The following is a 21,143-nucleotide window of genomic DNA, read 5'->3' on the forward strand; positions in this document are numbered from 1 at the left end:
AGGGACGTTGCTGTGGATGCACGCTTGAAGGCGGTCGGCGACCAGGGCCGGCCGCGCAGGAGAGGGGCCGGGAGATGAGCGACGAGCACCTCACCGACCCGGCGACCGAGACCTTCGTCGCCCACCGCAACCTGCTCTTCACCGTCGCCTACGAGATGCTCGGATCGGCGGCCGACGCCGAAGACGTCCTCCAGGAGACCTGGCTGCGCTGGGTCAAGGTCGACCTGGAGCAGGTGCGCGACCAGCGCGCCTACCTGGTCCGGATCACGACCCGGCAGGCGCTCAACCGGCTGCGCACCATGTCGCGCCGCAAGGAGGCGTACGTCGGCCCCTGGCTGCCCGAGCCGCTGCTCACCGCGCCGGACGTGGCCCAGGACGTCGAGCTCGCCGAGAGCGTGTCGATGGCGGTCATGCTGGTCCTGGAGACGCTGTCGCCGACCGAGCGCGCCGTCTTCGTGCTGCGTGAGGTCTTCGACGTCGGCTACGACGAGATCGCGGCCGCCGTGGACAAGAGCCCCGCGGCCGTCCGCCAGATCGCGCACCGCGCCCGCCGGCACGTCGATGCCCGCCGCCCTCGCGAGGTGGTCTCCGCGAGCGAGACGCGGGCGGCCCTGGAATCGTTCCGGCGCGCGCTGGACAGCGGGGACCTGCAAGGCCTCCTCGATGTGCTCGCGCCCGAGGTCGTCCTGATGAGCGACGGGGGCGGCATCAAGCAGGCCGCGGTCCGGCCGATCGCCGGCGCCGACAAGGTGGCCCGTTTCATGGTCGGCGGGCTCCGCAAGAACAAACTCCCGATGGTCGTCGGCCTCACCGTGGTCAACGGCTGCCCGGCACTCCTCGTACACCTGGACGGCGAGATCGACGGCGTCATGGCGGTCCGCGTGGAGGACGGCCGCATCATCGGCCTCTACTACGTGCGCAACCCGGAGAAGCTCTCCCACGTCGAATCCGAGACCCCGCTCACCCTGCGGTGAGCCCTGGTGGCCGGGCCCTCCCTCCGGGGGGCCTCGCCGCCCTGACGCGCCCGTCCCGGCACCGCTCGCCGGCCGTCTGACGCCGCCCGGGCCGGGCCTGCGCCGGCAGTCCTCGTCGGCCTCCGCTGACCTGCGCAGAACCGGCCGCGATCGCGCATGGCGGAGGCCGGACGAGGGCAGACGCCCGGCATGACGGCGACCGGATGGCAGCGGCGCGGGAGCCGGGGACCAGGTGGGGGAGCCCCGTCCGGTCGCACGTCACGCGACGGATCCGGGGACGCGGCGCTGACCATGGGAGTCGAGGAGGAGTTCTTCCTCGTGGACCCCCGTACGGGGGCCCCGGTGCCGCGCGCACCCCAGGTGCTGGAGGCGGCCTCCGCCCTGATCGGGCCGCAGGCCCAGTCCGAGTTCTACAGCTGCCAGGTCGAGGTCTGTACGCAGCCCACCGCCTCCCGCGTCGATCTGCACGACCAGCTGCGGGCCCTGCGCGACACCGCCGGCAGCGCGGCACGCGACGCGGGATGCCTGCTGGTGGGCTCGGGCACCGCCGTGGTGCCGCCGCCCGAACCCGTCCCCGTCACCGACACCCCGCGCTACCGGCGCATGGCCCGGTACTACGGCGCGGTGGTCGACGGCAGCCTCGGGATCGTGTGCGGCTGCCACGTGCACATCGGCACCCTCGACCGCCCCCGGGCCCTGGAGCTCGCCAACGGCCTGCGGCCCTACCTGCCCGCGCTCCAGGCCCTCGCGGTGAACTCGCCGTTCGCCGGCGGAATGGAGAGCGGGTTCGCCAGCTGGCGCTCGGTGGAGTTCGGCCGCTGGCCGACGGCCGGAGCCGCCCCGCTGCTCGACCCGGCCGGCTACGAGCGGACCGCGGACGCCCTGGTGCGTTCGGGGATCCTGCTCGACCGGAGGATGATCTACTGGTTCGCCCGCCCGTCCGAGCACGTACCGACCCTCGAAATCCGGGTCGCGGACGTCAACGCCGACCTGGACACGACCGTCCTCCTCGCCCTGCTGATCCGTGGACTGTGCACGGCCCTCCTGGTCGAGCCCGAAGCGGAGAACGGCCCGCCGGACATCCCGCTCGACCGGCTCCAAGCGGCCCACCGCTTTGCCGCCCGCTACGGCCCCCGCGGTGCGGCGCTCGACCCCTTCACCGGCGAGACCGTGCCCGGGCCGGCCCCGATATCCGTGCTGCTGCGCCGGGCCGTGCCGGGCCTGGAGGCGACGGGAGACCTCGCCGAGGTCGAGAGGCTCCTCGACGGCCTGCGCAGGCGGGGCACCGGCGCGGAGCACCAGCGCGAGGTCTACCGCCGTACGGGCAGCCTGCGCGCGGTGGTGGACCACCTGGCGGCCACCACCGCATGACGGGCCACACGCCTGCCAGTGCGGCAGGCACCCGTCAGAAGGGGCCGGGCCCGGCCGGGCCGACGACGCCGAACAGCGCGCCGTCCGGGTCCCGCAGGGTGATCTCGTGGGGGAAGGGGCCGGGATCCGTCACGGAGACGGTGCTGCCGCCCAGGCCGACGGCCGCCTTCACCGCGGTTTCGAGGTCGGGCACCCGGAAGCTGACGTGCCAGCGTGGCCACAGGTGCGGGTCGGGGGCCTCCGTGAGCGACCCGCCGTGCAGGCGGGCCACCGTCCGGCCCGCGTGGCGGAGCAGGATGCGGTCGTCCTCCTCCACGTAGGCGACCTCGCAGCAGCCGGCGTGGTCGCAGGCCCACTCCAGGACCTCGCCGTAGAAGATGGCGGCGTCGAAGGCGTCCCTGGTGCGCAGTTCGAGCCAAGCCGGAGCGGCTTCGCCGCCCATGTCCCAGTCGGGGATGGCATCGCCCTGCCAGATCCCGAAGACCGCACCGTCGCGGTCGGCGGCGAGCGCCGCCCGTCCGGTGCCGAAGGGCAGGGGGCCGACGGCGACCGTTCCGCTGCGTTCGAGGATGCGGGCCACCGTGGCGTCGGCGTCCTCCGCGGCGAAGTACGGGGTCCAGGCGACGGGGACCGCGACCGCCGGGGGCAGGGCGCCGAGGCCGGCCACCGGGACCCCGTCGCTGAACCCGACGGAGAACCCCTCCCCGAGCAGGGCGTGGCCGAAGGTCCAGCCGAGGACCGCACCGTAGAACTCCTGCGCCGAGCGGAGGTCGCGGGCCATCAGACTGACCCAGCAGGGTGCGCCGAAGGTTTCGTGGCTCGATGTCGACACGACTCTCAACCCCATCCGCTGGTGCGCCCGGGAGCGCCCCTCCCACGGTAACTCGTGGGCGCTCCCGGAGACGGTGCGTAGGTGACCGGGCGCGGTCCGTCAGGTACGGAGGAGGCTGTTGGAGCCGTCGACGGCGTCGGCGCCCTCCTCGTTGAACCAGTAGTCGCCCGCCGCCAGGTAGCGGAAGGCGTGCGTGCTCTTCCCGGGCAGGGCCACGGTGACCGCCCGGGTGCCGTCCTTGCGCGGCTGCAGCTCGTGCGTACCCGGCTGCCAGTCGTTGAAGTCGCCGACGACGCTCACCGGTCCGGGCGGGTTGTCCGCCGGCAGTACGAAGGTGATCTCCGTGTGGTCCTTGCCGCCTTTGCGGCGCTTGCGTTCGAGCACGGGAAGGCTCCTGCCGAGTCGGGGAACGTCGGCCACATCCTCGTACCGACGCCGGGCCGGGCCCACGACGACACGACGGACGGGCACCCGCGCGGCGGAGCGTTGACGGGGGATTCGGCCGGACGGGAGCGGGCAGGCGAGGGGTGAGAAGCCGTCCCCGAAAAGCCAGGTCGCACCATGAGGCACACGTACACGCATACGTACACGCATACGTACACGCACACACACCTGGGCGAACACGGAACGAGGACGCCGACCCACCCGCTCCCGTCGGAGCCGGGCCCGGTGCCTCCCACGCACCCCTTCCCCGGCGATCCCCACACGCCGAGGCCCGTCCCGCGGCCCGTCCCCGGCCCGGAGCCGGTGCCCGATCCGCCGTCACCGCCTCCGTCCCGGTAGCACGCGGCCCACGTCCCCGACGGCAGGGAGCAGCCCATGGGAACCCCTCCCAACGATCCCGTTCCCCCCGGTCCCACACCGGCGCCCGGCCCCGGCCCCGGTCCGCAGCCGGGTCCGGTGCCAGGCCCCGTACCGGTTCCCGGCGGGCCCGACCCCGTGCCCCCGGCCCCGCCGCAGCCCGAACCCGATCCCCGGCCTCCCCCCGCACCGCGCCCCGACCCGCACCCGCATCCGGGACCGCTGCCCGGCCCCGTCCCGGCACCCGAACCCGTCACGTGAGGGCGGGGACGCGCCTCGACGGCCGCCCGGGGCCCGGCCACGCCAGCGGCGGGTGGTGCGGCGACGGCAGGTAGGCCGGGAAGTAGGCCACGGGCACGAAGGGGATGCCCAGTTGCTCGGCCACCGACCGCGCGGCGGCCACGGCCGGGACCAAGCCGAAAGCCCCCTTGGGCCAACTCGTCTGCGGACTGCGGTGGTTACTGCGCCCCAGCCCGTGGCTGAAGCCGATGAGCTGTTCAGCCGTGCTGTTCCTCCTCGGCCTCCATGTGCCGGATCCCCGCGTGGGTGAGGGTGACCATCGCGGGGGTGTTGCCCGGTTCCCAGTCGACGGTGATCAGCCCTTCGCCCGCCAGGTAGGTGCAGGCGGCGGCCAGATCCTGTTCCGGCACCTGGAGTTCGCGCCGTAGCTGTGCTCCGGTGGTGCCGAGGAGGCGGTTGCCTTCGACGGCTTCGTACAGGACCCGGAGCACCTGTTCGCGGTAGGTCCTGCGTTCGCGCAGTGTGGCCATGACCGCGTCCTCTCATGCGCGGGGCGGGCTTTCGGGCCCGGGCCCGGCCCTCAGATCTCGTCGGAGTGGGCGCCGGTGCCGACGGGGGTTCTGCTGGCGGCCAGCCAGGAGCGGGCAGGGCCGGCGGGTTTTGCCGTGTCCACGGTGAGGTGGAGGCGGGTCTTGCCGTCAAGGGCGGGGTAGCTGCGCTGCTCCGCGCTTGCGAAGCTGTGGCGGAGCGCCTCCGCGACCGCTCGGGCGGCTTCGGGTGTGTGCGCGATGATCCGGACCTCGGCGTGTCCGGGCGACGGCATTGTCTGGGACTCGATGTGCTTCACGCTGGCGTGTTCCTTTCGGGGTGGGAATGGCAGGGAATGCGGCGGGTGGGCGCGCGGCGCGCCCACCCGCTGATCCCGGTCAGGAGGAAGCCTGTTCCTCACCGGGCGGCATCCGGGCGGTGGGCTCGACGACTGGTGTCGTCCGGTTGACCGGGAGGTCTCGGCAGGGGCTCGCTGAAGTGGTAGGCCGCGATCCGGGCGTCGTGCTGCGCGTTGAGCAGGTGGATCAGGCGCATTCCGATGCCGGTCGCGAGGATGATCACCGCGATGAGGACGAGGGTCTCCACGCTGCTCACCTCCAGCCCTTCCCGGGCAGCGGGAGAGCGCGCCGGTCCGGGTTCCCGGGGATCGGGTTCCCGAAGGGGGACAGGCAGGCCCCGCCTTCACCCTCCCAGCCGGCTTCCTGGCGCTCGGCGTCGCGGATGCCGCGCCCGATGACGGTTTCGTTGGCCATCAGGACGTCGGCGGCCAGGACGCTGCCCGGGATCGCGGCAGCGGCCATCAGCCGGGCCGCGGCCGCGGGCTCGGTCTCGGGCGGGATCACCAGCAGGTCCCAGCGGCCGACGGTGTAGGAGAGCAGGATCAGCTTGTCGGGATCCTGTTGGTCGAACCAGCCCACGTGCACGGTGCGCCCGTCAACGGAAACCCTGTGCGGGATGACGGGCCAGCGGGCCGGGTTCACGCTGACGCGGGTGATGCGCCCCCACGGCTCGTCCAGAGCGGCGGCAAGAGCCGGGAGCTCGGCTGCGAGGTCACGGGAGGAGGGCCACCAGGCGCCGTCCAGCTGGCCTGCCAGAGCGGTCTTCGGCGTGAGGGACAGGCGTGCCGGGCGCAGGGCGACAGCCGGCTGCGCGGCGCGATCGAGGGTCGTGTTCATGACGCGGACCCGTCCCCGGTCCGTTTCGCGAACGGGCCGGTGCAGTGATCGCCGGAAACGACGTCCGCATGGGAGCGGGTGTGCGAAATACTCCCGGTCTCTTCACCGTACTCCGCTTCGCGCTCCAGGAAGCCGCTTCTGACCAGGTATTTTCCGGCGCCTGAGGCGAGACCGGCGTCGTCGGGCTCCCTCGCCTCACCGCGGGGGCGGGCGGAGTACCGTGAAACGACGGAGGCACCTCCGATCATCAGCCTTCCCGACGCCGCTGCCGGCCGTCGGACGGGGTGCCGTCGCACCGCGAGACAGGCGAACCACCATGGCCGTATCCGACACCCCGTCCCCACGGAACCTCCTCCCGGACGCGATCCACCAAGCGGTCAAGCCCGGCACCGCCCTGCTCCGGCTGGAGACCACACGGTCGTGCCAAGGGCTCCTCGACGGCGCGTGGTGGCCGCGCTCCAGGAACGCCACGACCGAGCTGCCCGCCCTGATCACGGCATTGACCGCGCACCTCGGGGCCATCACGCGGGTCGGCCTGGACGCCTCCGCCTGGCAGCGGGACATCCCGACCCGTCTGGTCATCGACGACCAGGTCGTGCACCTCGACTCCGACCCGGTCGGCGACGGAACCGTCCTCATCACGCGCGGCCACAACGACCACTTCACGCTGCTGGTGGTTCCCCCGGGCACCACCGCCGATGCCGCCCGCGAAGCGATGGCCCGCGCCGTCCGCGCCGACAACATCACCCAGGCCGCTCAGATCCTCCTCGCCACCACACCCGGACCGGCAGACGGCGCCGCCGCCGGCCCGGAAGCCTGACCCCGGATCCTCAGCGGCCGAGGTACCGCTCGACAGCCGCGGCGACGCCCCCCGGTCAGTTCACCGGAATGATGTCGGGGGCGCCGAGCCGCACCGCGTCGGCGGTCCGGTCGTCCGGCTGCTGCTGGGCCTCCCGCTCGGCGGCCACGCGCTTGAGGTAGTGGTCGACCTCGCGGTCCCGGTGCGCCCGGTCCCATCCCAGGTGGGGCGCTATCAGCTGGGTCACGGTCGGCGCCGCGTCCACCCCGCGGTCCCAGGACTCGATGGAGATCCGGGTGCGCCGGGCGAGGACGTCCTCCAGGTGGCGGGCTCCCTCGTGGGTCACCGCGTACACGGCCTCGACCCTCAGGTAGTCGTCGGAGCTCGGCAGTGCCTCGCCGAGCGTGGGGTCGGCCGCCACCAGGGCGAGCAGTTCGGGCGCCAGGGAGCCGTAGCGGTTCAGGAGGTGTTCGATACGGGCGACATGGAGCCCGGAGCGCTCGGCAAGCCGGTGTCGCGAGTTCCACAGCGCCGGGTAGCCGTCGGCGCCCAGCAGCGGAACGCGGTGCGTGACGCAGTCGGGGACCTTCTCGTCCAGGGCGCGGGCGGCCTCGTCGACCGCGTCCTTGGCCATCACCCGGTACGTGGTGTACTTGCCGCCCGCCACCACGACGAGGCCGGGCACAGGATGGGCGACGAGGTGCTCCCGGGAGAGCTTGCTGGTCTCCGCCGCCTCGCCGGACAGCAGGGGCCGCAGGCCGGCGTAGACGCCCTCCACGTCCTCGGCGACTAGGGGGGTGGCCAGGACGCTGTTGACGTGTTCCAGCAGGTAGGTGACGTCCTTGGAGCTGAGGGCGGGGTGGGCCTTGTCGAGTGTCCAGTCGGTGTCGGTGGTCCCGATGATCCAGTGCCGGCCCCAGGGGATGACGAACAGCACGCTCTTCTCCGTGCGCAGGATCAGACCGGTGCGGGAGTTGATGCGGTCACGGGGGACGAGCAGGTGGACGCCCTTGGAGGCGCGGACGTGGAACTGGCCGCGGGTGCCGGCCATGGCCTGGGTGTCGTCCGTCCACACCCCGGTCGCGTTGATGACCTGCTTGGCCCGCACCTCCGTCTCGTTGCCGCTCTCCAGGTCCGTGACGACGGCGCCGACCACCCGCTCGCCCTGTCGCAGGAAGCGGCTGACGCGGGTGCGGTTGGCGGCCAGTGCCCCGTACGAGGCGGCCGTACGGGCGAGGAACAGGGTGTGCCGGGCGTCGTCGACCTGGGCGTCCCAGTACTGGATTGCGCCCACCAGGGCGTCGGAGCGCAGGGCAGGCGCCTCGCGCAGGGCCCGGTGCTTGCTCAGGTGGCGGTGGTGGGGCAGGCCTCCGGAGGTGCCGGAGGCCCGGGCCATCGCGTCGTACAGCAGCACGCCGCTGCCGACGTACGGGCGCTCCGTGACGCGGTGTTGCAGGGGGTAGAGGAAGGGCACCGGACGTACCAGGTGGGGGGCGAGGAACCGGAGCAGGAGGCCCCGTTCCCTGAGTGCTTCGGCGACCAGGCGGAAGTCGAGCATCTCCAGGTAGCGCAGGCCGCCGTGGATGAGTTTGCTGGAGCGGCTGGACGTACCCGATGCCCAGTCGCGGGCCTCGACGAGTCCGACGCTCAGGCCCCGGGTGGCAGCGTCCAGGGCGGCGCCGCTGCCGACGACGCCGCCCCCGACGACGAGGACGTCGAGTTCGCCCTGTCCCATGTCGGCGAGAGCCTGTGCGCGGGCTTCGGGTGAGAGGGCCACCGGATCGACCATGGTCTCCTCCTCGGTGCTGCGGGCGCGCGCGGCAGGAAGCTATTCGACCTTGGCCCAGTCGAGCGTGCGCTCCACCGCCCGCTTCCAGCCCTCGTACCCTTCCGTGCGCCGTTCCTCCGACCACTCGGGGTTCCAGCGCTTGGACTCCTGCCAGTGGGTGCGCAGTTCGTCCGTGTCCCGCCAGAAGCCGGTGGCGAGCCCCGCCGCGTAGGCGGCGCCGAGCGCGGTCGTCTCGGCGACCACGGGACGGCTCACCGGTACGCCCAGGACATCGGCCTGGGTCTGCATGCAGAGGTCGTTGGCCGTGACTCCGCCGTCGACCTTGAGCACGTCGAGGTGGACGCCGGAGTCCTGCTCCATGGCTTCCACCACGTCGCGGGTCTGGTAGCAGATGGCCTCCAGGGTGGCCCGTGCCAGGTGTCCGTTGTCGTGGTAGCGGGCCAGACCGACGATCGCGCCGCGGGCGTCGGAGCGCCAGTACGGGGCGAACAGGCCGGAGAAGGCGGGCACGAAGTAGATGCCGCCGCTGTCCTCGACGGTGCTTGCCAGGCGCTCGCTCTCGGCGGCGTTGCCGATGATCTTCAGCTGGTCGCGCAGCCATTGCACGGCGGATCCGGTGACCGCGATGGATCCTTCGAGTGCGTAGATCGCGGGGTCGTCGCCGAACTGGTACGCCACGGTGGTCAGGAGGCCGTGCTGCGAGCGGACCAGTTCCGTCCCGGTGTTGAGCAGCAGGAAGTTGCCGGTTCCGTACGTGTTCTTCGCCTCGCCGGGCGCGTAGCAGACCTGCCCGACGGTGGCCGCCTGCTGGTCGCCGAGGACACCGGTGATGGGAATGGCCTCGCGCAGCGGCCGGGAGGTGCGGGTCCGTCCGTACGCCTCCGCGTGGGAGGAGGGGTTGATGGTGGGCAGCATGGCCCGGGGTACGCCGAAGAAGCCGAGCAGTTCGTCGTCCCAGTCGAGGGTCTCCAGGTCCATGAGCATGGTGCGGCTGGCGTTGGTGACGTCGGTGGCGTGGACGCCGCCGTCGGGTCCGCCGGTGAGGTTCCACAGCACCCAGCAGTCGGTGTTGCCGAAGAGGGCGTGGCCCTGCTCGGCGGCCTCCCGCACGCCGTCGACGTTCTCCAGGATCCATTGGATCTTGCCGCCGGAGAAGTACGTGGCCGGCGGCAGCCCCGCTTTACGGCGGATGACGTCGCCCTGGCCGCCGCGCTCCAGTGCGGCGGCGATGGAGTCGGTACGGGTGTCCTGCCAGACGATGGCGTTGTAGTACGGGCGGCCGGTGCGGGGGTCCCAGACGACGGTCGTCTCGCGCTGGTTGGTGATGCCGACGGCCGCCAGGTCGGAGGCATCGAGGTTTCCGTGCCGGAGGGCGTTCTGGATCACCGAGTTGGTGCGTTCCCAGATCTCCACCGGGTCGTGTTCGACCCACCCCGAGCGCGGGAGGATCTGGGAGTGCTCCAGCTGGTGCCGTGCCACCTCGTTGCCTGCGTGGTCGAAGATCATGAAACGGGTGCTCGTGGTCCCCTGGTCCACTGCGCCGACGAAGTCAGCCATGGGGTGCCGCCTCCTCTTGGGATGCCGTGTGGGGGCTGTCGTACGGGATGCGGGACGTGCGGTGTCCGCCCGCCCCGGATCAGGTCAGCTCTCGTCCGGTGTCGGGACGCGTCCGGGGGGCTCCGGCTCGGCGGACGGCAGGAACCTGCCGATGAAGAACTTGTAGAGACCGGCTCCCAGCAGACCGCCGATCAGCGGGCCGACGATCGGCACCCAGAAGTAGAAGTGCCCGTACTGATCCCTCCATGCCCCGCCGTATCCGGTGAAGAAGCTGGCCAGCCGGGGGCCGAAGTCACGGGCGGGGTTGATGGCGTACCCGGCGTTGGTGCCCCAGGCCATGCCGATCGCCACGACGATCAGGCCGACGATGAACGGGGCGAGGTTGGCACCGGGAGGCGTGTTGAGCAGGTCCGTGACCGCGAGGACCAGCAGGAGCAGGATCGCGGTGCCGATGATCTGGTCGCGCAGTGCGCCCCACTCGGTCACCGGCAGGTTCGGGTTTCCGTTGGCCGGGAGCGTGGAGAAGACGCCCTGCGTCTTGATGGTGTGGCCGGGGTCGGCCTTGGCCAGCGCCTCGGTGTAGTTCCAGCGGACGATCAGGGCGGCAGTGAAGGCTCCGGCGGTCTGGGCCAGCGCGTAGGGGGCCACCTTGCTCCACGGGAAGCCCTTGAAAGCGGCCAGGGCGACGGTCACCGCGGGATTGATGTGGGCGCCGCTCAGCCTTGCCGCGACGTAGACGCCCAGGGTCACGCCGAGACCCCAGGCCCAGGCGATGCTGTCGTGGTTCCCGAGGCCGCCTGCGGGGTCCGTCAGGGCTCCGCCTGCGACCACCTGGGCCACGACACCACAGCCGAAGAGAATGAGGATCATGGTGCCGGCGAATTCGGCTGACAGCTCGCCGACCAGTCCCCGCGCTTTGAGGCGCTCCTTCATGGGTGCCCGCTTCCCGCCGGTCCGAAGACCGGCATTCGACTGCCCCGAGCCCCCCGGTTCAGCGTAAGACGGGTCACCCGTACCGGAAAGGCGAGGGCGATTCGGTCCCGGGGAGGCCGGTGCCCGCTTCGGATTCCTCGGTCCCCCTCCGAGGCGGGCGCCCGAGTTCTCGCGGATGTCCGCGGCATGGCAGCACACTGTTCGTATGGCGTGCCCTCGCTGACGCGCCTGCCCGGCGCGCGGCGTTCGGTGCTCCGTGCCGGCGCCGGGCCGCTCAACCGCCGGCTCCGACCGGGAGGCACACGATGAGGATGTTGATCAACAGTCCGCAGACCGTGGTCGCGGACGCCCTGCGAGGGCTGGCCGCGGCCCACCCGGAACTGGACGTGGACGCCGAGGCCCGGGTCGTCGTACGGCGGGACGCGCGGCAGGGCGGGCGGGTCGGTCTCGTCTCCGGTGGCGGCTCCGGACACGAGCCCTTGCACGCCGGCTTCGTCGGACACGGAATGCTGTCCGCCGCCTGTCCGGGCGAGGTGTTCACTTCCCCCGTGCCCGACCAGATGGTGCGGGCGGCCAAGGCCGTGGACTCCGGCCAGGGGGTGCTGTTCGTCGTCAAGAATTACACCGGGGACGTACTGAACTTCGACATGGCCGCCGAGCTCGCCGAGGAGGACGGCATCCGGGTCGAGCGGGTACTGGTCGACGACGACGTCGCCGTGACCGACAGCCTCTACACCGCCGGGCGCCGCGGCACGGGCGCCACGCTCTTCGTCGAGAAGATCGCCGGGGCGGCGGCGGAGGAGGGTGCGCCGCTGGAGCAGGTCGCCGCGGTCGCCCGGCGGGTCAACGAGGCCTCGGGCAGCTTCGGCGTGGCGCTGAGCGCCTGCACCACCCCCGCCAAAGGCAGTCCCACCTTCGATCTGCCGGACGGCGAGCTGGAGCTGGGCATCGGGATCCACGGGGAGCCGGGCCGGGAGCGGCGCCCGATGATGCCGGCGGGGGAGATCGCGGAAGTCGCGGTGGGTTCCGTGCTGGACGACATGGCGAACGAGGCCCCAGTCGACGGGCCGGTACTGGCCCTGGTGAACGGGATGGGCGCGACGCCACTGCTGGAGCTGTACGGCTTCCACGCGGAGGTGGCCCGGGTGCTGGCGGCTCGGGGCGTCCCGGTGGCTCGGACCCTCGTGGGGAACTACGTCACCTCGTTGGACATGGCGGGGTGCTCGGTGACGCTGTGCCGGGCCGACGAGGAAATGCTGCGGCTGTGGGACGCGCCGGTGCAGACGCCGGCCCTGCGCTGGGGCCGCTGACCCCCCGGTCGGTCTGGCACAGGAAGACAAAAGGCCCAGGTCGCTGACCTGGGCCTTCTTCGAAGAGCGGATGACGGGAGTCGAACCCGCGCCATAAGCCTGGGAATCAACGGCACTTGGGCGCCCCGATGGCCTGTGACCTGTGCGAACGTCCGCGAAAGGCCTTGCGCCTACGAGAGGCAGGTGCCGGGGTCTTCAGGTGCGGTCATGTCCGGACGCACTCTCAGTCGGGAGCAGCCGCTCGGTCCCCGGCTCACCCTTGATCCGGCCGTGTCGGAGCAGGTGGTCCAGTACGCGCTCCACGTGGTCGGCGTTCTGGACGCTGCGGCCCCCGAGCATCGCGCCGGCGAGGTGGACGATGTCATCGGGTGTCACGTCCAGGCAGTCGCGGACGATCTCGTAGACCAGTTCGGCATCGAACATGATGTCGACGTCGTCCGGGAGCGGTTGCCGCACGGGCGCTTGCCGGGTCGACCAGATCGACGCGTCCCGGGGCAGCGGATCTCCGTCCTCACCCAGAGCGAGTTCCGTCCGGCTGAGGACCTGTACGGCGAAGTTCTCCAGGCCGCGCCAGTCGTACATGTCCTTGGGCAGACTCTCGCCCTTCCGCCGGGGGAAGTGGTCGGGTGCCGCGGACCGGGTGGCGGTGACCGCCTGGCGGGCCAGCGCTCGCACGGTGAGCTCGGACGAGGAGCCCTGGTTCTCTCGGGCGATCGTGATGATCTGGTCATAGAGGTCGTGCCGCACCTCGGGGTACGGGCCGAGCCTCCGCTGCCGCAGGACGTTCGCGAAGTGCCAGGAGCGTGTGGCGGTTGCGGGGTCGGGGATCGGCTGGGGGGCGCGCGCCTGCGCGGGGACGCCGGCGGCGGCGACTGCCGTGGCCGGGACCGCTGCGGCAGGCGTGGCCGTGGGCGCTGAAACCCGCGCCGATTGTGGCTGCGGCACCGGCGTCGCCTGGATGGCAGCGGAGGGCTCTGTGCTCTCTCGGAGTGCAACGCTGATCTGCGGCTCGCGCCCGAACTGCAGGATCATTCCGCGCTCCTGCGCCTCCTGCAGCAGCATCGAGATGAGCCGCGGCGTGCGCGCGAGCGGATATCTGGGGTCGAAGCGTGGTTCCACCACAGTCAAGTGGGTGCGGAGATCGGTCTTGAGGACGGAGCTTCGCGGCCCCGGGTGCCTCTGGGCCCGCCGCAGGGCTTCTTCCAGTGCGTTCAGTGCGTCGCCGATCGGCATCAGCTGTTCGGGCCAGGAGGAGCCCGGCTGCCCGACTCGATGGGGCACGTGGTCTCGAAGACTGTGTGTGGTGATCTGCTGGTCGAGCAGAGCGAGGTCTCCGTCCCTCCCGAGTACCCGGTGATGGAACGAGAAGACGGTGAAGGCGGCCTCGGGGAATTCCGCGGAGTATTTCGTGATCAGTTCTGCCACGGCGCTGGCTGCTTCCAGATCACCCGGAAGACCGGGCAGGGCCCGGATGTCCGCCCCGGTGGGAGGCGGCTCGAATTCCCTTGCTTGATCGGCTCGTGTCACGAGGATCAGCCGTGCAGGATTTGGAAACCTTGCGACAACCGAGTTCGTGATGGCGGACGCCGTTCCGTTGATGGCACGTGTCGTGTCGACGATCAGGACATCCAATGCGGCCCCCCGGGGAGTGACTGGGCTTGAAGGTGACGGGGTCGCTGCAGGACAGCGACCCCGTAGCGCTACTGGTCGATGTTGTTCGACATGAGGTGCTTCACGCAGACCTCGGTGACCACGGCGCAGACAATCGCCAGTCCGAACTCGACGGAGAGGGCGAAGGAAATGGAAACCATCAGAATGAGGATGCAGATAGCGATCCACTTACTGTTCACTGCGTACTCCAATTTTTAGAAGAATTCTGCTATTTGGAGTGCGGATGAACGATGTGCGCTTATGGATGACGTGCTGAGTGATGCGTGATGGCTGATGAAGGTGGAGGAGATGACAAGAGGTTTCGCAAGGATGTGCGATGCGGGATGTGTCGCAGAAACGATGAAAGATGAGGGCGGGAGGACCGCCGTGTCGGAGTTTAGGGCGTCCCCGCGGTAGCCAACAAGTGGATCGTGCAACACATGTGATCACCCGTCAGGGGTGCGTTGTTCTAGCAGCGTTGGCTGGGTGATGGAACGGTGCGCAAGCGGTGCGGGACTCCTGAGCAGATCTAGACGATGAAGAAGGCCCAGGTCGCTGACCTGGGCCTTCTCTCAAGAGCAGATGACGGGAATCGAACCCGCGCCATAAGCGCGGCTGCGTCGTCACCGGCACCGGGGCCGAATCCGGCGTGGCGAGGGTCAGCTCTGTCCGTTCTCGGTCCACGATCGGAGTTTCTCCGGGTTGCGGACCGCCCAGATGCTAGTGATGCGGCCGCCGGTGAGGCTGAACGCCGCCACGGTGACGGTGACGCCGGTGTGCTGGGCGACCAGGCCGGGCCGGCCGTTGACCGTCCGCTCCAGGAGCGTCAGCCCAGGGGCTTTGTCGGCGATGTGGATCAGGTACTGGGCGATGCGCTCGCTGCCCTCGACCGGGCGCAGGACGGTGCCGACCATGCCGCCGCCGTCGGCGGTCATCGTGGCGCCGGGGTCGAGGAGGTCGACGAGGGCCTTGATGTCCTTGGCCTCCCACGCCTCCTTGAAATCCCGCACCAGACCGGCCTGCCCGGCCGTCGCAGCCGCCGGAGCCTGCGCGGCGCCGATACGCCGACGGGCCGAGGACGCCAGCTGCCGGCAGGCGGCGGGCGTCCGGCCGACGATCTCGGCGACCTCGGCGAAGGGGTACCGGAAGACGTCGTGCAGGATGAACGCCACGCGTTCGGCAGGCGTCATCGACTCCAGCACGACGAGGAAGGCCATGTTCACCGACTCGTCCAGGGTGACCCGGTCGGCGGGGTCGGCCGGCTCGGTCCTGCCGTCGTTCGCCGGTCCGCTGAACCACTCCGTACGGTCGGGCAGCGGCTCGGGTATCCATGCGCCGACGTAGCGCTCGCGCCGGGCCCGCGCCGAGCCGAGCATGTCCAGGCAGATGCGGCTGGCCACCGTCGTCAGCCAGGCACCGGGAGACTCGATGGCCTCCTGCCGTTGGCGCGACATCGCGTACCAGCGGGTGTAGGTCTCCTGCACGGCGTCCTCGGCCTCGGACAGCGAACCGAGCAGCCGGTAGGCGAGATTGATCAGCTGGCGCCGCTCGTCGACGACAGCGCTCAGGCCCGGCTCGGACCGTTCGTGCCCTGGCTCGGATGGGGTGCTCATGGTTGCGACCGCTCCCTGGTTCTTCTCGTCCGATTCCGCTCTCGCCACTTCGACGAAACACCGCACCGGAGTGTGAGGCCGGCGCTTCGCCTCACATTTCGAGGAGCTGCGTCGTCGGACCACCGAGACACTACTGATCCACCGCCGCGAGGCAGAAGAGGGGACCGCGTCATGGCCACACAGACGACGGCAGTACCGGGCAGAGTCACGTTCCCGCAGGTCGCGATAGCCCTGCAGACGTTGGCCCTCTTCTTCCAGGCGGTCACCGCCGGGATGCTGCTGTCCTCGTCCCTCGGCGCGGTACTGCACGACGCCGGATCGAAGGTGATGTACGGCGCTTCGATGCTGTACGTGCTCGCCGCGATCCTGGCGTGGCGGCCGGGCGGCGGCTCGCCCCGCCCGATCCTGTACGCGTCCGGCTTCCTCGTACTCGCCTCGGTGCAGGTGGCGCTGGGCATCGCGCACGTGCCGTCGCTCCATGTCCCCCTGGGCATCCTGATGTTCGGCCTGAGCGTGCTGGCGCTGGCCCAGGTGCTGTCCACCCACTTGTCGAAGCGCACCGGCACCCGGCCGTAGCCGCCGCCCGATGCGGTCCTGCTCGGCACAAGGCCGCCGAGCAGGACCGGCAGGGGCCAAGTGGTGGTGCTGGTGGGGCTGCCCACCCGGCACCGGCTGGTCTTCGTTCCGCTGGACGGCGCGATCGTCGGGCCGGGGTACGTCAAGGTCGACTACGGCAAGGCGCTGGTGAAGAAGAGTCCTTCGCTCGGCACGGACGACGTCCTGCCGGCCGAGGAAGAGGAAGCCGTCTTCCAGCACTACGGCCTCACGCACGGGCGTCGCTCCGGACGCCGCCACATCCGCTGAGCAGGCCGGGTGACCTTCTGTACCTGGCCTGTGCTGCGGGGATAGCGGTGGGTGACCGTTCGGGGTGCGTGGAGGTGCAGGCGCTGTTTCGCTGGTGGCATCCGCTCTCCCCCAGATCCCAGGAGTGATCATGAGCGTTGCAGGCGAGCCCGGCAGTCGCGCGCAGCAGATGCGTGACCAGGCGGCGAAGCTCGAACAGGCCGCGGAGCGTGCCACCGACCCGGCGGAGCGCCAGCGGCTGAAGGACAAGGCCTTGCGGCTCTCGGAGCAGAGCAAGAAGGAGAGCGAGCGGGGCCTCGGGGACGTCGACCCCATGTGACGGCCCTGCGACATGTACCGGCCGGTGGCTGCCCGCGCGCCTCTCTGCGTGAGGGAGACACCGGCCGGTGTTGTGCGGCACGGGTGGTGGCAGGCGGGTCAGCGGGCCGGCCGGGCCCTGCGTGTGTGGGCGAGCGCTGCTCTGCTCAGAGGTTCGGGTGGGGAGGCTTCATGCCTCCCTCGCCCACCGGCTCTGAGATCGGCTGCGCGTGCCGTTCGGCCGGGTCCGAGCGGCCGGGGTACGGCACACGGCCTCGGTTGCTCCCGCTATGAAAGGCCCCGGCCCACGGCATCCGTGCCTCGCAGGCGCAGTCGTCACACTGCGGCTGGTGGATTGGGTGTTTCGGTGGTGCGGCGGTATTCGGCGTTGATGCGCTGGGCTTCCGCGAGCTGGTCTTCGAGGATGACGATGCGGCAGGCGGCCTCGATGGGGGTGCCCTGGTCGACGAGCTCCCGCGCGCGGGCGGCGATGCGCAGCTGGTAGCGGGAGTAGCGGCGGTGTCCGCCCTCTGAGCGGAGCGGGGTGATGAGGCGGGCTTCTCCGATGGCGCGGAGGAAGCTCTGGGTGGTGCCGAGCATGGCTGCGGCCCGGCCCATGGTGTAGGCGGGGTAGTCGTCGTCGTCGAGACGATCGTCGAACGAGTCGTGTGCTGTCATTTGCACCTCTCTCTGTGGAACGCGTGGAGGGGCCCTGGTGCCGTACGGCACCAGGGCCCCGAAGGAACTGCTACACCATCTACCGACCCTAGTACTGCGTCGGCCTTCTGTTTCCGCGGACCTGACCTGTACTCGGCCGGGGGCGCGGGGATCGCGGTTGCTTGACCGGAGACCACCTCACTATCGATGTCCTGCGGTACCCGGGCTCAGTCTTTCGGCCCGGGCGATCCTGATGGCGGTCAACTCCTCCGTTCTTCCCTCTGAATCGATCACTTGCCAAACGGGGGACTGCGTACTGCTGGTGATGCGAACTGCACTTACTGAACTGCCACTGCGTCAACTGCGGTACTGCTCATGGCCGCCCCTGATCACTGCGGGCCGCCCGGTCCGGTCGTCAGTTCCGTCGCCGTCCTGCAACAACCCTGGCTTCGGAGCTCCACCACCGCACCGCCCTGCGAACTGCGTCTACTGATGCCCGGCAGTTCGTCTCTCCGGGCCTTGCTCGATCTCGGCTACGAGAGAAACCATAACCAGACCGCAAGTGAATGTCTACTGCGGCCGCAATAGATTTTTGTGTGTTCGACGAGGAGGTAATCGGGGTCGAACGCGTCTCTGCATCCGCGCGCATGTACCCGCCGCCAGAGGTGGGGGCCCGACCGGGATGCGCCGGTCGGGCCCTCACTCCTGTACGGGGTGTGCCGGCAGCCGTGCCCGCCCTGCGGTCAGGTTGCGGAAGTCCTGGAACCGGGTGGGGCGGGATCAGGCGGCGGGCTGTGGCTGCCGGAGTTCTGCCTGGCCGAAGAGGAGCGCGTAGCCGCCGGGGAGCTGGTGGAGGATGCGGGCGATGAGGTCGGGGCCGGCGAGGCGTGTGACGACGGCGAGTACGGCTCCGGTGTCCCAGCGGGCGATGGCCGGGGTGGTGCCGGCGCGGGCGGCCATTTCCTTGACGAAGCCCCAGCCGGTGAGTTGTTCGGTGTCGGGGATCTGGGCGGTCAGGGCGAGAGCGGCCTCGACGGGGAGGCATTGTGCGAGGTCGACGCGTTCGTCTCCGGTGATCTGTCGGCCGAGGGCGGCGAGGACAGTGCGGACGGCTTCCTCGGCGCGTTCGCGGGTGGGGTAGGCGCCTTCGTAGCGCACGCGTTCCAGCATCTGGTCGAACGTCATGGCCGCACGGGACGGGTTCGCTCGAGGCTGGTCGTACATGGTGCTGCGGTTGCCTTTCTCTTCGAGGGTTCGGTTTCCGGCCGGCCGCGGTCAGGTGGGCTGGGGGTGGCCGAAGAGGAGGTCGTAGCCGGGCGGGAGCTGGAGCAGGACCTCGCGCATGAGGACGTCCCCCGCCGCGGCGGCCACGGTGGAGAGGACCGCGCCGATGTCCCACAGGGCCGTCTTCTCGGTGGCGCCTTCGATCCAGGCCGCGGTCGCGCGGACGAAGCGTTCAGGTGAGAGCGGTTCGGCGGCCTGCAGGGGGTTCAGGAGAATCAGGGCGTACGCCTCGGGGAGCCGGGCGGCGAGCTCGGCCCGGACGGTGCCGACCAGGTGTGCGCCCAGCAGGGCCAGGACGACGCGGGCCGCCCGTTCGGCTTCCTCCCGGGTCTGGTACTCGCCGCGTTCCTGGACGTGGTCCAGGAATGCCTCCCGGCGCATCGTCATCACGTCACCTCCGGAGAGGGGTGAAGGGGCGAGGGGTGCGGAGGACGGGGTGCCGGAGGGGGGTCGGTTCCCCGTCCTCCGCCGCTGGTGCCGTGCTGTTCAGCCGGAGATCTGCTTGCGGCCGGATTCGCCGCCGATGCTGATCTTCCGCGGCTTGGCGCGCTCGGCGATCGGGATCCGCAGGGTCAGGACACCCGCGTCGTAGTCGGCTTCGATGTGCTCGGTGTCGAGGGTGTCAGCCAGCATGATCTGCCGGGAGAAGACGCCCAGGGGCCGCTCGGAGAGCTCCATCTGCACGCCGTCGGACTTCTCCGCGGGCCGGCGCTCGGCCTTCACCGTCAGCATGTTCCGCTCGACGTCGATGTCGATCGCCTCGGTGCTCACCCCGGGGAGGTCGAAGGCGATCACGTACACGTCGCCCTGGCGGTAGGCGTCCATCGGCATCACGGACGGCTTCGACCACGTGCCAGACGCACCCGACAGCTGCTGGACGATCCGGTCCATCTCGCGGAACGGGTCGGTGCGCATCAACATCGCGAAACACCTCCAGTTGGTTCAGGCAGGAACTGCCAATGCGCTTCAACGTGTTTCCGTTGTAACATGTCATTGAAACGATGACAAGCAACAAGTCATCTGGAGGATGACAGAGCGACGGAGAGTGTCATGAACGAGGCCCCCGAGCCGACCGCACCAGTCCCCTTCCTGGCCGCCGCCGCGGCGCTGGAGACCATCAACCAGGCCGTCAAGGACGCGCAGTACCCCTCCGCAAGAACGCCGATGGCCGAAGCGAGGCCCGCGCCGGGCTCCGGCCCGCATCCGGCTCTGGCCGCGCTGCTGATGCTGCGCGAGGTCCGTGAGCAGCTCGCCGGCTGGGAGAGCGGCCTGATCGAAACCGCCCGGGGACAGGGCGCCAGCTGGGCCGACCTTGCCGGCCCCCTCGGGGTCGCCAGCCGTCAGGCAGCCGAACGCCGCTACCTCCGGCTGCGCCCCGGCACCGCCGGAAGCACCGGCGAGGAACGCGTCCAGGCCACCCGCGACACCCGCGCCGCCGACCGCACCGTGACCGCCTGGGCCCGCGACAATGCAGCCCACCTGCGCCGACTCGCCGGGCAGGTCACCGCCCTCACCGGCCTCCCCGCCAGCGCCGAGGGCGCCATCGGCGACCTGAACCTGGCCCTCGCCGACAACGACGCCGCCCGGCTTGTCCGCCCCCTGACCGCCACCCGGGCCCATCTGCGGCCCGAGGACGCCGCGATCGCCGAACGTATCGACGCCCTGACCCGGCACACCGACCAGCTACGCCAGCACACCCACGACCAGCGCAGCACGTGACCCGTATCGCGCCTCCTGGAGATCACAGGCGCCCTGATCCTCTTCCCCGTGGACAGGACCCGCCGACTGCCGGCCGCTTTTCGAGGGGGCGCGGTGAATCCGTTGCGCCGGCCCCGGTCGGCCACGGCTGGCAGCCATGGGCAGGGGTGACCTGGTCGGTGGGTTCACATCCCGCCACCCCGACTTCGTAAGACCAGGTCAGGGGCCGGTCAGGCCTGATCCGTGGCGGCTATGCGGTGGTAGCCGCGTCGGAAGTACACGAGGGGTTCCGCCGTGCGCAGGGGCTGGGCGCGGGTGAGGCGGACGATGGCTATGGTGTGGTCTCCTCCGGGGACCTCGTACTGGATGTCGGCCTCGAAGCAGGTGAGTGCGCCGGCCAGCAAGGGTGCGCCGTTCTCGCCCCGTTCCCAGTCCACTCTGTGGAACTTGTCGCCGCCGCTGACCGCGAACCGCCGGGACAGTTCGCTCTGGTCGGCGGCCAGCACGTTCACCGCGAGCCGCCCGGCCGAACGGATGCGCGGCCAGCTCCTGGAGGTGCGGCTCGGGCTGAAGGAGGCGAGCGGCGGGTCGATGGAGAGGGAGACGAACGACTGCACGGACATCCCGACGGGCTCCCCCTCGCTCATCGCCGTGATCACCGCGACTCCGGTACAGAACGTCGCTGCCGCATCACGAAGTGCGGATTCGTCGACGGCAGCGGTCATGCGGTCTCCTTGGCGGGCTGGCTCG

At 70.7% G+C, this 21,143-nt stretch carries 24 protein-coding genes and 1 pseudogene; 8 read left to right on the forward strand and 17 right to left on the reverse strand.

Annotated elements, in window-relative coordinates; all coding sequences use genetic code 11:
- Window positions 1-74 precede the first annotated feature (74 nt).
- Window positions 75-974 (forward strand): RNA polymerase sigma-70 factor, encoded by a 900-nt coding sequence (locus AB0D94_RS01910; protein WP_362044235.1) that lies wholly within the window; start codon window positions 75-77, stop codon window positions 972-974.
- A gap of 291 nt (window positions 975-1,265) precedes the next feature.
- Window positions 1,266-2,345 (forward strand): YbdK family carboxylate-amine ligase, encoded by a 1,080-nt coding sequence (locus AB0D94_RS01915; RefSeq protein WP_362044237.1) that lies wholly within the window; start codon window positions 1,266-1,268, stop codon window positions 2,343-2,345.
- Window positions 2,346-2,379: 34 nt separating this feature from the next.
- On the opposite strand, the gene AB0D94_RS01920 is transcribed toward AB0D94_RS01915, so the two are convergent.
- From AB0D94_RS01920 to AB0D94_RS01950, 7 genes are all read right to left on the reverse strand, one after another.
- Window positions 2,380-3,126 carry a VOC family protein gene (locus AB0D94_RS01920; RefSeq protein ID WP_362044239.1) on the reverse strand — a complete coding sequence of 249 codons (747 nt, stop codon included), beginning with the start codon at window positions 3,124-3,126 and terminating at the stop codon, window positions 2,380-2,382.
- Between the two features lie 150 nt (window positions 3,127-3,276).
- On the reverse strand, window positions 3,277-3,561 hold the full coding sequence (locus tag AB0D94_RS01925; protein ID WP_362044241.1) for an isoamylase early set domain-containing protein: 285 nt from the start codon (window positions 3,559-3,561) through the stop codon (window positions 3,277-3,279).
- A gap of 670 nt (window positions 3,562-4,231) precedes the next feature.
- Window positions 4,232-4,393 carry a hypothetical protein gene (locus AB0D94_RS01930; protein ID WP_362044243.1) on the reverse strand — a complete coding sequence of 54 codons (162 nt, stop codon included), beginning with the start codon at window positions 4,391-4,393 and terminating at the stop codon, window positions 4,232-4,234.
- 82 nt (window positions 4,394-4,475) lie between these two features.
- On the reverse strand, window positions 4,476-4,748 hold the full coding sequence (locus AB0D94_RS01935) for a hypothetical protein (RefSeq protein WP_362044245.1): 273 nt from the start codon (window positions 4,746-4,748) through the stop codon (window positions 4,476-4,478).
- A gap of 50 nt (window positions 4,749-4,798) precedes the next feature.
- Window positions 4,799-5,065, reverse strand: coding sequence for a hypothetical protein (locus AB0D94_RS01940; RefSeq protein WP_362044247.1), 267 nt, complete (start codon window positions 5,063-5,065; stop codon window positions 4,799-4,801).
- 98 nt (window positions 5,066-5,163) lie between these two features.
- The gene (locus tag AB0D94_RS01945; RefSeq protein ID WP_362044249.1) at window positions 5,164-5,361 is read right to left on the reverse strand and encodes a hypothetical protein; all 198 of its coding nucleotides are present in this window, start codon (window positions 5,359-5,361) and stop codon (window positions 5,164-5,166) included.
- Window positions 5,358-5,942, reverse strand: a complete 585-nt coding sequence (locus tag AB0D94_RS01950; RefSeq protein WP_362044251.1) for a DUF5994 family protein — start codon at window positions 5,940-5,942, stop codon at window positions 5,358-5,360. Before AB0D94_RS01950 ends, AB0D94_RS01945 begins: the two co-directional genes overlap by 4 nt.
- Window positions 5,943-6,258: 316 nt before the next feature.
- Between AB0D94_RS01950 and AB0D94_RS01955 the strand changes: the two genes are divergently transcribed.
- Window positions 6,259-6,762 carry a DUF5994 family protein gene (locus AB0D94_RS01955; RefSeq protein ID WP_362044253.1) on the forward strand — a complete coding sequence of 168 codons (504 nt, stop codon included), beginning with the start codon at window positions 6,259-6,261 and terminating at the stop codon, window positions 6,760-6,762.
- A 55-nt stretch (window positions 6,763-6,817) separates the two neighbouring features.
- Here the strand turns inward: AB0D94_RS01955 and AB0D94_RS01960 are convergent, their stop codons facing one another.
- The 3 genes from AB0D94_RS01960 to AB0D94_RS01970 all read right to left on the reverse strand — a co-directional run bounded on the left by AB0D94_RS01960 (window position 6,818) and on the right by AB0D94_RS01970 (window position 11,020).
- The gene (locus AB0D94_RS01960; RefSeq protein ID WP_362044255.1) at window positions 6,818-8,530 is read right to left on the reverse strand and encodes a glycerol-3-phosphate dehydrogenase/oxidase; all 1,713 of its coding nucleotides are present in this window, start codon (window positions 8,528-8,530) and stop codon (window positions 6,818-6,820) included.
- Window positions 8,531-8,569: 39 nt separating this feature from the next.
- Complete coding sequence (gene glpK / locus AB0D94_RS01965; protein ID WP_362044257.1) at window positions 8,570-10,087, reverse strand: glycerol kinase GlpK; 1,518 nt, start codon at window positions 10,085-10,087, stop codon at window positions 8,570-8,572.
- Window positions 10,088-10,171: 84 nt separating this feature from the next.
- Entirely contained in the window at window positions 10,172-11,020 is an 849-nt protein-coding gene (locus AB0D94_RS01970; RefSeq protein WP_362044259.1) for an MIP/aquaporin family protein, read from the reverse strand.
- A 305-nt stretch (window positions 11,021-11,325) separates the two neighbouring features.
- Between AB0D94_RS01970 and dhaK the strand changes: the two genes are divergently transcribed.
- Window positions 11,326-12,330: a dihydroxyacetone kinase subunit DhaK gene (gene dhaK / locus AB0D94_RS01975; protein WP_362044261.1), complete on the forward strand. Its 1,005-nt coding sequence runs from the start codon at window positions 11,326-11,328 to the stop codon at window positions 12,328-12,330.
- A 195-nt stretch (window positions 12,331-12,525) separates the two neighbouring features.
- Here dhaK and AB0D94_RS01980 read toward each other — a convergent pair whose 3' ends face one another.
- Window positions 12,526-13,962 (reverse strand): hypothetical protein, encoded by a 1,437-nt coding sequence (locus AB0D94_RS01980; protein ID WP_362044263.1) that lies wholly within the window; start codon window positions 13,960-13,962, stop codon window positions 12,526-12,528.
- Window positions 13,963-14,639: 677 nt separating this feature from the next.
- A complete protein-coding gene (gene sigJ, locus AB0D94_RS01985; protein ID WP_362044265.1) occupies window positions 14,640-15,593 on the reverse strand; it encodes an RNA polymerase sigma factor SigJ in 954 nt (317 codons plus the stop codon).
- Window positions 15,594-15,764: 171 nt separating this feature from the next.
- On the opposite strand from sigJ, the gene AB0D94_RS01990 reads away from it, so the two are divergent.
- The 3 genes and pseudogenes from AB0D94_RS01990 to AB0D94_RS02000 all read left to right on the forward strand — a co-directional run bounded on the left by AB0D94_RS01990 (window position 15,765) and on the right by AB0D94_RS02000 (window position 16,776).
- Window positions 15,765-16,169: a hypothetical protein gene (locus AB0D94_RS01990; RefSeq protein ID WP_362044267.1), complete on the forward strand. Its 405-nt coding sequence runs from the start codon at window positions 15,765-15,767 to the stop codon at window positions 16,167-16,169.
- Between the two features lie 75 nt (window positions 16,170-16,244).
- Window positions 16,245-16,457: pseudogene (locus tag AB0D94_RS01995) on the forward strand (PRC-barrel domain containing protein); the annotation flags it as partial.
- A 130-nt stretch (window positions 16,458-16,587) separates the two neighbouring features.
- A complete protein-coding gene (locus tag AB0D94_RS02000; RefSeq protein ID WP_266609065.1) occupies window positions 16,588-16,776 on the forward strand; it encodes a DUF6381 family protein in 189 nt (62 codons plus the stop codon).
- A 314-nt stretch (window positions 16,777-17,090) separates the two neighbouring features.
- Here AB0D94_RS02000 and AB0D94_RS02005 read toward each other — a convergent pair whose 3' ends face one another.
- The 4 genes from AB0D94_RS02005 to AB0D94_RS02020 all read right to left on the reverse strand — a co-directional run bounded on the left by AB0D94_RS02005 (window position 17,091) and on the right by AB0D94_RS02020 (window position 19,616).
- Window positions 17,091-17,432, reverse strand: coding sequence for a MerR family transcriptional regulator (locus AB0D94_RS02005; RefSeq protein WP_362044270.1), 342 nt, complete (start codon window positions 17,430-17,432; stop codon window positions 17,091-17,093).
- 759 nt (window positions 17,433-18,191) lie between these two features.
- Window positions 18,192-18,635: a DUF2267 domain-containing protein gene (locus AB0D94_RS02010; protein ID WP_362044272.1), complete on the reverse strand. Its 444-nt coding sequence runs from the start codon at window positions 18,633-18,635 to the stop codon at window positions 18,192-18,194.
- 51 nt (window positions 18,636-18,686) lie between these two features.
- Window positions 18,687-19,082, reverse strand: a complete 396-nt coding sequence (locus AB0D94_RS02015) for a DUF2267 domain-containing protein (protein WP_362044274.1) — start codon at window positions 19,080-19,082, stop codon at window positions 18,687-18,689.
- A gap of 99 nt (window positions 19,083-19,181) precedes the next feature.
- Complete coding sequence (locus AB0D94_RS02020; RefSeq protein WP_362044276.1) at window positions 19,182-19,616, reverse strand: Hsp20/alpha crystallin family protein; 435 nt, start codon at window positions 19,614-19,616, stop codon at window positions 19,182-19,184.
- A gap of 129 nt (window positions 19,617-19,745) precedes the next feature.
- Here AB0D94_RS02020 and AB0D94_RS02025 point away from each other — a divergent pair, with 129 nt between their 5' ends.
- A complete protein-coding gene (locus AB0D94_RS02025) occupies window positions 19,746-20,414 on the forward strand; it encodes an HSP18 transcriptional regulator (RefSeq protein WP_362044278.1) in 669 nt (222 codons plus the stop codon).
- Window positions 20,415-20,623: 209 nt separating this feature from the next.
- On the opposite strand, the gene AB0D94_RS02030 is transcribed toward AB0D94_RS02025, so the two are convergent.
- Window positions 20,624-21,118, reverse strand: coding sequence for a flavin reductase family protein (locus AB0D94_RS02030; protein ID WP_362044280.1), 495 nt, complete (start codon window positions 21,116-21,118; stop codon window positions 20,624-20,626).
- Window positions 21,119-21,143 lie beyond the last annotated feature (25 nt).

Source organism: Streptomyces sp. NPDC048255 (assembly GCF_040652415.1).
In the GTDB taxonomy this organism is placed as follows: Bacteria; Actinomycetota; Actinomycetes; order Streptomycetales; family Streptomycetaceae; genus Streptomyces.